We start from the raw sequence: 12,260 nt of genomic DNA on the forward strand, positions 1-12,260 counted from the left end.
AACCACAATGCGCTGGTCCCTAAAATCCACTGTGGTAAAATCGAAAGAACCATGAACGAGATCGTCTATAAATTCACCCTTGTCCTGGATCGTACCGCTCGAATGACCATAGGTCAGCTGATCGGAGGTAAGTTCGCCCAGAAGCGAGGCGTCCGGGGACAGTATGGCTCCCCGGAGCAGTGCTACTGCTGCTTCTATTTCTTTCTTTTCCTCCGCAGGGGTAGCTATCTCTTCCCTTTGTGCTGTCCCGCTTTCCTGTTTTTCTTTTTGGACTTCGTTACAAGATATAAACGCTCCTGAAATTAAGAGCAGAAGGAAAACCTTTTTTATTGCTTTCATAATTCGTTTTTAATAATTCAGTTTTCTAAATTCTTTTTAAACAACAGACCCAATAACTAACAACTCCGGACTCCCAAACTACAGCCCAAACGCCACATATTTTCCCCCGGTCTTTAACCCTCTTCCTCCCCCTGCAGCTATGACCAGGTATTGCCTGCCGTTAACTTCATAGGTTACCGGCGTGGCGAATCCGGCCGCGGGTAACTGGTGTTCCCAGAGTACCTCCCCGGTTTCCTTATCAAAAGCCCTTATTTTCTCATCCTTTGTCGCTGCAATAAATACCAGTCCGCCTGCCGTAACTACCGGTCCGCCGTAATTATCCGTTCCTGTTGCCTTTATTCCCCTTGCCGCCAGTTCCGGGTATTCCCCGAGAGGAACGCTCCAAAGGGTTTCCCCGCTGTTCAGGTCTATGGCATTCATGGTACCCCACGGCGGTTTTATACCGGGATAACCTTCCGCATCCTGTAGTTGTTTCCATGATTTTACCACGTATTCCGGCTGAAAACCGAAAACACTGTCCCGCGCGTTATTTACCGGTTTATCCGGCTCAAATACCTTTCGATGCTTATCCTGCTGCTTATCTGCAGCCTCCGGCATGTCCAGGATATAGGCGGACAAGACCCGGGTATCTTCTTCGGAAAGATGCTGAAAAGAAGGCATTCGTCCGCTTCCGTTTTTAATGATATTGTGCACCTCTTCGGAAGAAAATTTCCCGGCGAGGCCTTTTAAAACAGGAAACTGTCCGCCCCCTTCCCTCTCCGTCCCGTGGCACATGGCACAGTTTTTCAGGTAAAGTCCCTGTCCTGCGGATACCGGGCCTTTTGCCTTAAAACTGTCTATGCTTACCATTTGCAGTATCCACGGCTCTTCATTGGCATTCTGGTAAAGGATACCGCCGGTATCTATGGCATTTCCTCCCCATTCCGCACCTCCGCTGTAACCGAACAATACGGTACCTTTCTCATCCGGTGGGGTAAACTTATGAGCATAGGTGTATTTTTTCAACTGCTCTTTAACATAAGTACGGGCTTCTTCCGAAATATCGGTAATATCCGCATCCGTAAGCACCTGCCTGGAAAAAGGCTCCGGTTTCAGAGGGTATTTCTGTACGGGCCAGGGATGTTCCCCCGGAAGACCATTTACAGGTACCGGACGTTCTTCTACGGGAAATACCGATTTCCCCGTATCCCTGTCGAGCACATATACCAGGCCGTCTTTGGTAGCCTGTACCACCACGTCTTTTTCTTTTCCCCCTACAGTAATGGTGGTCAGGTTGGGCGGACAGGAAATATCCCGGTCCCACAGATCGTGCATTATGGTCTGGTAATGCCAGATATACTTACCGGTTGCCGCATCCAATGCCATGATACAATTGGCATAAAGATTTTCACCCTCCCGGTTGCCCCCGTAAAAATCGGAGGATGGCGAACCGGTACCGAAATATACTATACCCCGTTCTTCGTCCAGTACCATCCCCGCCCAGTTATTCGCCCCTCCTATTTTTGTATAAGCATTTTCCGGCCAGGTCTCGTAACCGGCATCCCCCGGCTGGGGAATGGTCCGGAATATCCATTCCAACCTGCCGGTTACCACATTAAACGCCCGTATGTGGCCCGGTGCAGCATCGCCTCCTTCGGAAACGCTGGAACCCATAATGAGCAGGTCTTTGTACAGCACACCGGGGGAAGTTGCGGTAACGGACAAAGATTGTACATCTTTATCCAGACCGGTATCGAGGCCTTCGTGCAGGTCTACCTTCCCCTGTTTTCCGAACATTTTTACGGGCACCCCGTTTCGGGCATTAATGGCATAGAGTGTAGGGCCTACCGTATACAAGATACGCTTATCTTCATTCTTTTCCCGGTACACCACCCCCCTGCTGGTGTTTTTCCCCCGGGTACGATCGCCCGAAGGGGAAAATTTCCAAACCTGTTCTCCCGTATCCGCCCTGAGGGCAAAAAGTTTAAGGCCGGGTGTGGTACCGTATAATATACCGTCTACCACTATAGGCTGGCATTGTATCTGCCCGGCACGTTGCCCTTCTTTTTCGGCTTCGGCAGCATCGTAGGTCCATACTACCTTAAGGTTACGGACATTCTCCTTATTTATCTGCCGGAGCGGGGAATAACGGTTCCCAGCAGAGTTACCACCATATACAGGCCAGTCCGTTCCATTCCCCGCCGTCTGGTTCATAACCGGTTCTTTACAACCTGACAGAAAAGCGGTCATAACTGCTGCATAAAGGCCTGCTCTGGTTCTCATCCTACACATTCGCAACAGTTTGTTATAAATACTTGTGTTCTTTGAGGTAGTCGTTGAGTTCTTTCCGGGTCATCGGGAGTTGACTGTCCGGCTGTTTTCCAAGCCAGTCCACAAAATCCTTCCGGATCGCATCCGTCCACTCCGTATCGATCTGTCCTGCGGTATACTTCTTCTCCTTAAGACGCTGAAATCCGAACTGGTCGCGAAGGTTCGTCACCTCAGAAGAGATTACCAGGTCACCCAGCAAATATGCCGGTATGAAAACCACGCCGTAACGGTTGGCCAATACCGCATCCCCGGGAAGTACAATAGCCCTTCCGATACGGATAGGGGCATTGATAGAGGTCAGCATTTCCTGTTGCAGGTATGAAGGGTCGTCCCCCCGGAACCAGCCATTAAAATTCTCTATTTCTACCAAACCTGCAAGGTCACGCACCCCCGCATCGAAGATAAAACCGTTCCGGGAGTTTGCATAAATGGCATTACCCAGGTTGGAACCGATAAGCGTACCGTCTATGATACGCCCGTAACCATCAGCCACATATACATCGCCCGGCTGGAGGATATCTATCGGCCAGGAATTACTCCCTCCTATGGTATCACGGTCCTCTTTGGCACCCTGTATCCTGACCACTTTATCAAAATCCGGACGCAAGGGCATGTATTGCGCCGTAAGCACCCGCCCGGTCATCACACGGTCGTCATGCACCATTTTCCAGCCCCCTTCATACTGGTTATGGTACCCTTTACTGCGCAGAAAACCCCATGCTTCTTCTACATTAATGGCTTTTAATCGTTTCAACAGGGCATCGGATACTTTAGGACGGCCGTCCTTTAAACGTTCGCCTTCCCAGTTCGAGGTCAGGGCCTTTATATATTCCGGGGGCGAGGCCACATACTGGGCATAAAGTCCAAGGGATAGCAGCATCAGCGTCAGGGTTACTATGTTCGCTTTGTTCATGTCTGTTACTTTTTTAAAATTGATTGTTTTTTTGGTTGCAGGTTTGGTTTTGGCAGAGCGGCAAACGAGGTGGCTGAGTGTTCCGAACTGTGTCCGGAACGTACCGAAGCCACCGGGCTTACCCTACCTAACTTAACTATACGTCCGGTCATGGGAACGAACCTCATCCCACTCCTTGGTCGGGGCAAAGAAGCTCTTGTCCGAAGGATGCAGGTGTGCCTTCACCACATCTTCGTTGAGCTCTATACCCAGTCCGGGGGCGGTTAACGGTACCGGCGCAAAGCCCTTGTCTATCATCTTTCCGCCTCCGGTCATGGTCACCAGGTCTTCCCACCACGGTACATCCACAGAATGGTGTTCCAGGGCAAGGAAGTTCTGCGTCGCCGCAGCACAGTGCACATTGGCCATAAAAGAAACCGGCGTCCCGGCCTGGTGCATCGCCATCGCAATACCGAACTCTTCCGCATAGTCCCCGATACGCTTGGTCTCCAGCAGTCCCCCGGAGGATGCCAGGTCGGGGTGGATAATATCCACGGCACGGGTATGGATCAGGGGCATAAAGTCTTTAAGAAGGTAGATATCTTCTCCCGTGGTGGTAGGCGTTTCAATAGCTTCGCTGATCACCTTCCACTGCTCGTGATACTGCCAAGGCACCATATCTTCGAACCATGCCAGACGGTATTTATCAAGCGCCCGCGCCAGACGGATTCCGTTATTCAGGTCGAAATGACCGTAGTGGTCCGTAGAGATCGGAATGTCATACCCCACCATATTCCGCACATTCTCCACGATACCCGCCAGTTCTTCCAGCCCCTTTTCCGTGATCTGGATCTGTGTAAAGGGGTGCATCGTATTGGCATAGGACATCGGGTTCTGGCCGTCGCCCCACTGGGCAAGGTTACCCTTGCTGTCTTCCCAGAACTTCGAGTTTACCACCGTACCGGGCTTGCCTTTCAGTTCCCCGATGGAGACATCCATCTTCAGCCAGGTATACCCCTGGTCCTTGATCCGGTAATTGATCAGTTTCTGCTGTTCTTCGGGAGAACGGGCCTCCGGGGTATCGGCATACAGCCGTACTTTATCCCGGTAGCGACCGCCCAGCAACTGCCAGGCCGGAACATTATAGGCTTTTCCGCAAATGTCCCACAAGGCCATTTCTACCGCACAAACTCCGCCGGCCTGACGCGCAGGGCCACCGAACTGTTTGATGACCTTAAAGATCTTCTCCACGTTACACGGGTTCTTCCCCAGGATACGGCTCTTCAGCATCAGCGCATAGCGCACGTCGGCAGCATCCCGGACTTCCCCCAGCCCGTAAATGCCCTGGTTGGTATCGATACGGATTATCGCCGTGCCGCCCATTACATTGGTCAGGGCATAGCGCATATCCGTGATCTTAAGTTCGGAAGGGGCCGAGCTGCGGTTTATCTTAGATGTGCTCTGGGCCAGGGTATCTTCGAAAGACATCCCCATAAAACCCGCAAGTCCAATCCCGCCAAGCGCTGTTTTCTTAAGAAAATCCCGGCGTGCCGAACCCGTTGCCGAACTCTCTGTTTCGGCCTGCCGCGCTAAAGCATAGGCCTTTTCTTCTGATTTGTTTTTGGCGATAAGACGCCTTAACTCATTTTTCATAAGTTCTTGTTTTTAGATTGGTAAATGTATTTTTGTAATGGTATTATAGGTTACTGTTTCCGCTTCTACGGTAGTGAGCATTTTACATTTTAATCTACTTATACACAGACATATAAGATGCTTCACACAGGGTGCGGAAACCTGTAGCCTTCCTCTCAAATTTCTCCCGTTGTTCTGCCTGGATGGGGCTGACTAAAAAGTCTTGAAGTTCTATCAAAACCACAAAGCGCACGAAGTGGACACAAAGGAACCAAAGCATGGAATATCTCGTAATCAACTATTTATTTATTTATTTCTTTATGATCTTTGTGTATTCTTTGCTGACTTTGTGGTTAAAAATCTTTTCAGACACCTTCTTTTTTTCTGTACAATATGAAAGGGTTTTATAGCTACCGGTCCCACCAGACCCGGGTATCCAGGTTGTCCGGCCCCATGCGGGAGACGGCTTCGCTGATGTGTTCGCCGTTTACGGCCAGTTCCGAACTCGGATAGGTAATCCTCCGGATAAACTCCCCGGTGATATCCTGTCCGGGATACGGATTGGGCGTAAGGTCGGGATAACCGGTCCTCCGGAAATTGGCATAGGCCTCAGGTCCGTTCAGGAAAGATACCACCCAGTATTGATTATACAACTGTTCCAGGGTCCCCCCGTAAGGATGGTCGGCAATATACCGGTCTATATCCGCAACGGGTATGGCACAGCCGGGATCATATTCGGCCATGAGCTCCATATGAGCCCTTACCCCGGCCTCAAAATAACCTGCCGGGTCTCCGGAGACCCACCCGTAGGTAGCAGCTTCGGCCAGTAATAGTTGTGTTTGTGCATGTGTAATGAGGTACATAGGCGCCCCGATCTTTACCATTCGCCTGCGGTCTACCTGGCTGAAATCGTAAAAACTTGCAAGCCCCAGACCGGCTGCGGCCTGCCCGATAGTACTATTGTCATGGCCCATGGGCATCCCTACCTGGTCTTCCGGGGCCGTGGACGCATTGGCCGGGACCTGCTCCGTTCCGGACGCCGCCCCCACATAACGGACGGCTATGGAACCCAGCCGGGGGTCGTCGGTATCATTAAGAAAATTGACAAAAGTGTCTACCAGGTAAAAATTATTAGCTTCGGAACCGTTCAGGAAATTGCCGATAGGATTGGTAAAATTACTGTCGTGGCGGATCACATAATTATCTCCGTTAGATGTCATCACACCACCGGCAAAAGCATCTTCCACGGTCTGCCGGGCCAGGGTATTATCGGCATTAATAATATGCATGCCCAGGCGAAGAAGCAGGGAGTTTCCCATTTTGCGCCATTTATCCAGGTCTCCCCCGTAGAGTATTTCCCCGGTTACGGCGGCACCATTGTCATCGAGGGCGGCTACGGCCTCCTTTACTTCGTTGATCAGGTCGGTGTAGATCTCCTGCTGCGGATCGTAGCGGGGTAACACGATCTGATCGGAAATCCCTTTCCCGGCTTCGGAATACGGAATATCACCGTAGCTGTCCGTAAGTACCATAAAGGTAAAGGCCTGTATAATACGAGTCATCTGCAACAGGTTGGAATGCTCCGGATCGTCCTGTATGCGATTCATCAGGTCGCCGGTATTCTTTATCACGGTCTCGTAATAATCATCCCACACTTCCGCCGAAGCGAAACGGTTGTCCTGATTGTGATTTCCCCCGGTAAGCAACCCCGAATTGGGAGTCACGATCTGTTGTACTATGGCTGCGTCGTATTTGAGTTGCCCGGTAGCGAATGAAGTTCCTATCACCGCATTGTTAAATATAAATACCGGGTCTACATCGGTAGGGTTTACATCGTTGGTATTGATCTCTTCAAAATCCTTTTCACAGGCTGTGTTCAGCAAGGAAAACACCACTGCAAAAACAAAATATACTGTATTCTTCATCATGGTTTCCTTTTTTTAAAATTTTAAATTCAGGTTAAATCCCATGCTACGGGTAGTAGGTACGCCGGTGGATTCGAGTCCGGAAACATTATCCGAACTGAACGCAAAGGAATCCGGATCTATATTGTCTACCCATTTCTTCAGTATGAGGACATTGTTGGCCACAATACTGAGTTTCGCTCCCTTGATAAAGGACTTTTCGGGGATGAGTTTATGAAAATCGTAGCCTATGGTAATCTGCCGTAATTTCCAGAATCCCCCGTTATATACAATGGGTTCGATGATCTGTGAAGCCCGGACCACTTCCCAGTATTGCTGGGACTCCGTAGCCACCGTATTGGGCTGTCCCTGCAGGTTTACGCCTTCTCCCACAACCCCGGTTTCCCTCCCGGGAAGGGTCATTTTGTGCAACCCGTGACGAACGGCATTGAAGTTCGTACCGGAGATCATTTTATTACCAAGTTTGAAATCTATGAGAAAAGAGAGGTTAAAATCCTTGTAGCGGAAGTTATTGGTAATCCCTCCCATCCATTTCGGCAGGGCGCTGCCGAAGAAAACGATATCCTCCGTAGGCAGAGCTCTTCCGTCATTGCCGAAAATGCGGCGGCCCTGTTCATCCCTGCGGTACCCGAACCCGGCCAGCTGGCCTATCTCCTGCCCGACTACCTGGTACAGAAACCCGTTGAATACGTGTTCTCCTACCAGTATCCTGTCTCCCGGTTCGTCGGTGAGCAGGCTCAATACCTTGGTTTTATTATAGGAACCGTTGATATTCAGGTTCCACTGAAAATTATCGTTTTTAACAGGAATGATATTTAATAGGGCCTCAAAACCGTCGCTCCGGCTCTCACCGCTGTTTATCAATGTATTGGTAAATCCGGAGGTGTTGGATATCTGCGCGGGTATGATCTGGTCTTTGGTTATCTTACGGTAAACAGCCACATCGAGGTTCACCCGGCTTTCGAACATCCGGATATCCAGCCCTATCTCCGCTTCGTTGGTACGCATGGGCTTCAGGTCAGGGTTAGGCAATGTACTGGTAGTAGCCCCTGCCACGGGTTGTGCGCTGCCATCCGGGCCGGTAAAGAAATTAGGCTCAATATCATAAAAAAGCACATTGGAATACGGCGGTACATCCGTATCGCTCCCTACCTGTGCATAGGCAAACCGGAGTTTGCCGAAAGACAGCCATTCCGGCTTATTGGCAAAGGTATTGGAGAAAACATAACTTCCGGACACGGACGGATAAAATATACTGCGGTTTTCAGGCGCCAGGGTAGAAAACCAGTCGTTCCGGAACGTACCGCTCAGGTAGTAGGTGTCCTTCCAGGACAGGTCTACCGCCCCGTAAACCGAATTTACTGCCCTTTCGGAAATGGCATAGGTAGGGTCTTTCACCCGCCCGTTCTGTACGGTATAAAGATCGCGGATCACAAAATCGGTAACATCGACGCGATTGATGTCCATACGGCGTTTCATACGGTTCCCTCCCAGGTTTACCCCCAGGTCAAAATCTTCCCCGAATTCCTTATTGGCCGAGAAAAGAATATCCATATTGGTCTCGCGGAACCTCCGTACTTCCTGGGTGAAAGTACCGTTGACAAACCCGTCCGGCGCCGGTCCCCTGGACGCCTGCCCGGTAGGGAAGCCATTATAGTCCTGGTCCCTGGACCAGTAATCCTGTCCTACTCTTCCCTGTACAAAAAGCCAGGGCAGCAGGTTGTACTTCACGGCCACATTACCGAAAATACGGTCTCTTTTTATGTTATTGAACTGCTCCGCCAAGGTAAAATAGGGATTCGTCCTGTTGCGAAAACGGGAATACACGTATTCGTTACCCTGTGCGTCGTATTTATATTGGTCCAGTAAATCCAACGGCATGGAATTGGCCAGGTTGTACAGGGAAACCGGGATAGTATTATCCTGCTGCCCTACGTTCGGGGGATTGGTATTAATTTCGTTAGCGTAATTAACGTGTACATTAACGTTCAACTTATCGGAGAAATCGTGGGTAACGCCCAGGCTTACGGTTTTTCGTTCGAACTCATTATTAGGGGTGATCCCCTGGCTTTTGAGGTTGGCAAGCGACAGGTTAAAACCGCCTTTCTCCCCGCCCCCGGCAATGGATACGGAATTGGTAACATCAAGCCCGTTCCTGTAAAATTTCTTTATCCTGTCCCTTTGCGGAGCATAGGGTACTTCCACACCGTCAAAGAGAATCTGGGTCATTCCTGGTTCGAACCGTTCCCCGAAAGACCACTGCCCGGAGGTAGGATTGGCCGAGGTGGGCCGCATACCGTTTTCCCCCTGTCCGTATTCGTACTGGAAATCGGTAAAATCGAGCGGGGTATGGTTGGTAACATTCAGGTTATACGTAACGCCAAGCCCTTCTCCTTCACCCCTGGTCTTGGTGGTTATCATGATTACCCCGTCCTTGGCCCTGGAACCGTAAAGTGCGGCAGCCGTGGCCCCTTTCAGGATAGTCATGCTCTCTATATCATCGGGATTGATACTGGAAAAACCATCTCCCCCGTCGGAATATACCCCGCCATCGCTGGTACCCGGTTCTCCCCCGGTGCTGCCCGGGTTGGTACCGAAAGACGTATTGTCTATAGGTACGCCGTTGACCACAATAAGCGGGCTGTTGGTACCTGATATAGACGACTGCCCGCGGATACGCACTTTGGACGAACCGCCGGGACCGCTACCCAGGGCAGAAATATTCACCCCGGCTACCTTACCCTGAAGGCTGTTCATAAAATTGGAAGAACGGTTTACATTGACCTCCTGGGGTTTTACTTCCGAAACGGCATACCCCAGTTTTCTCGATTCCCTTTTAATCCCCAGTGCGGTAACCACAACGACATCCAGTGTCTGGACATCTTCCCGCAAGGTAACATCTATAGTTGTCCTGTCCCCTACGGTTTCTTTGACCTGTTTCATCCCTATATAGGTAAAGACCAGTACGGCATCCGAACCCGGGACGTCTATACTGTATTTTCCGTCAAAATCGGTTACTGTCCCCTTGGTGGTCCCTTCCAGCAGTACATTAACGCCGGGCATGGGAACCCCCTGTTCGTCGGTAATAGTTCCGCTTACCGCTACCTGGAGAGTTCCAGGGCGCTCCCTGTCGGTATTGTTACCGGGCAGAAAGGTCTTTAACTTGCCATTATCCATTTTCAGGATAATCTGCTTGTTCAATGTCTCATAGACAATAGGTGTCCCGGTAAAAAGCCTGTTCAGCACCTGTGATAAGGGTACCTGGTTAAAATCTACGGAGACCCGTCTTTTATAATCCACTTCCCGGTCGTTGTACAATACTTTGTACTCGGTCAGGGTTTCGATCTCTTTGAGTACCTTTTCGAGGGTTACATCTTCGAAATGCAGTGAAATTTTTACGTCCAGCGAAAAATTCTCTGCCTGTACCTGGAACAAAAATGCTGCAAAGAAACAGATCAGGAGTTTCATCTTTAAGTCAAACTTTAATGCATGAACAAATACACTCCCTGACTTCAGAAGGTTTTTCATATCTTTGTTTTGGTTAACGTGGTTAAACATTGTTTTAATCACTCCATATCAAATCGGGGGATGTGCCACCATCTTCCGGTTTTTTTATACGGGTAATTTTTCTTTTTCCAGTTATACTATCTCATCATAGGCAAATTTGTTTTTATAGGTTTCAGGTTATAAGTTGTAGTTACAGGTTCTTAAACAACTAAGAACTCCTCAACTCCCAGACTCCCCCACTTCTCACGGGTTAATCACAATATTATCGCCCTGTACCGTGTATTCGAAAGGATAATTCCTACCGAAAGAATTCAGGATGTTTTCTATGGACTCTCCTTCGAAACTGGCTGTAAATACCTCTTTGTCCAGTGCCTTATTCTTGTTCACTATAGTGATATCATAATATCTTTCGAGCCTTCTCAGTATTTCGTTAAAAGGCACATGATTAAAGATGAGTCTGCCTTCCATCCATCCCGTATACAGGCCGGTGTCTACCTCTTCGAAAGAGATATCCTTTTGCGTTTTGTTCCACGTGGCCTTTTGTCCGGGTATCAGCCTGGCGGCCTTTTCGGGATCATAGGCCTCTCCCTTTTCAAAAAGGGCTACCGATCCTTCGAGTAAAACGGTACGTATGCGCGATTCTTCTTTATATGAATTGATTACAAAACGGGTGCCCAATACCTGTACGTTAATACCATCTGTTTCTACCACAAAGGGCTGCTTCGGGTTTTTCTCCACATCAAAATAGGCCTCTCCTTCAAGGAATACCTGCCGGTCCCTTTTCCCGGTGAAATGCACCGGATATTTTAGGGACGATCCGGCATTGAGGGTTACTGTGGTACCATCGGAAAGGACGAGCTCAAAAGTCTTCCCGAAAGGGATCTGTATTTCGTGGTACTCCGGTGCGGTCGTATTCCCGGCATGTCCTTCTTTTCGGTAGTTGATACTGCTTCCGCGCCGTATACCTACTATTTTTCCGTTCCTGTCCCTGATATCCCCGTTCTCTGCCTCTTCCAGTATTTTAATACTGCCATCGGGCAGCCGAAGAGTGATATGCTGTTCTTTTACTCCGTCCCCCGGTGCAGGCCCGCCGGGCAAATGGTCCCGGAAAAAGAAATAACCGATGGCAATAAAACCTATAAATACGGCAGCAACCCTTGTCCATACGTGCAGGTACCGGACCTTTTTTACCGGCGGACGGATCGCTGCTTCTACTTTTTGCCAGTCTTTATTCCTGGTTTTATGTATTTCTTTGGCAAGCTTGTTCTGCGCTTCTATCTTCGCCGGATCGGAAAGATGTGCTATGACATAATCCTTATCTTCATCACTGAAAAAATCGCCTTCAATATCCGTCCGCTCTATCCGCTTTCCCCTCAAAACCATATCGGCAAGCTTTCTGGCAAGTTTTAGTATTTTACTGAAATGGATCATAATATTTTACGCAGTTAATAATTTTATCAGGCATATTTTACGCACTACATAATTAAAGACGACAAAAAGTTAAGAGAGGGTTAAAAAATTTTTAAGTTTTTTTGGGAAGGTTGCAGGGTGCGGGTTTCAAGTTACAGGTTTCAGGTTTCAAAAACTTAATACCCCCTCCCCACTACGAACTATCATTCATCCAGCAGATTCGGCGCTAGGCAAGTCGGTGGCTT

Annotated in this window: 7 protein-coding genes; all 7 read right to left on the reverse strand. The window is 49.3% G+C overall.

What is annotated here, in order from left to right; all coding sequences use genetic code 11:
* A partial coding sequence (locus ED312_RS07290; RefSeq protein WP_148044235.1) for a nuclear transport factor 2 family protein occupies positions 1-339 on the reverse strand: 339 nt, incomplete at its 3' end.
* Positions 340-417: 78 nt separating this feature from the next.
* Complete coding sequence (locus tag ED312_RS07295) at positions 418-2,532, reverse strand: pyrroloquinoline quinone-dependent dehydrogenase (RefSeq protein ID WP_206363221.1); 2,115 nt, start codon at positions 2,530-2,532, stop codon at positions 418-420.
* A 91-nt stretch (positions 2,533-2,623) separates the two neighbouring features.
* Positions 2,624-3,562: an RraA family protein gene (locus ED312_RS07300; protein ID WP_123215356.1), complete on the reverse strand. Its 939-nt coding sequence runs from the start codon at positions 3,560-3,562 to the stop codon at positions 2,624-2,626.
* A 132-nt stretch (positions 3,563-3,694) separates the two neighbouring features.
* The gene (locus ED312_RS07305; RefSeq protein ID WP_123215357.1) at positions 3,695-5,194 is read right to left on the reverse strand and encodes a mandelate racemase/muconate lactonizing enzyme family protein; all 1,500 of its coding nucleotides are present in this window, start codon (positions 5,192-5,194) and stop codon (positions 3,695-3,697) included.
* 389 nt (positions 5,195-5,583) lie between these two features.
* Positions 5,584-7,101: a SusD/RagB family nutrient-binding outer membrane lipoprotein gene (locus ED312_RS07310; RefSeq protein ID WP_206363222.1), complete on the reverse strand. Its 1,518-nt coding sequence runs from the start codon at positions 7,099-7,101 to the stop codon at positions 5,584-5,586.
* A 12-nt stretch (positions 7,102-7,113) separates the two neighbouring features.
* Positions 7,114-10,626, reverse strand: a complete 3,513-nt coding sequence (locus ED312_RS07315) for a SusC/RagA family TonB-linked outer membrane protein (RefSeq protein WP_206363223.1) — start codon at positions 10,624-10,626, stop codon at positions 7,114-7,116.
* A gap of 222 nt (positions 10,627-10,848) precedes the next feature.
* On the reverse strand, positions 10,849-12,036 hold the full coding sequence (locus ED312_RS07320) for a FecR family protein (protein ID WP_123215358.1): 1,188 nt from the start codon (positions 12,034-12,036) through the stop codon (positions 10,849-10,851).
* Positions 12,037-12,260 lie beyond the last annotated feature (224 nt).

This window comes from Sinomicrobium pectinilyticum (genome assembly GCF_003725735.1).
GTDB lineage: Bacteria > Bacteroidota > Bacteroidia > Flavobacteriales > Flavobacteriaceae > Sinomicrobium > Sinomicrobium pectinilyticum.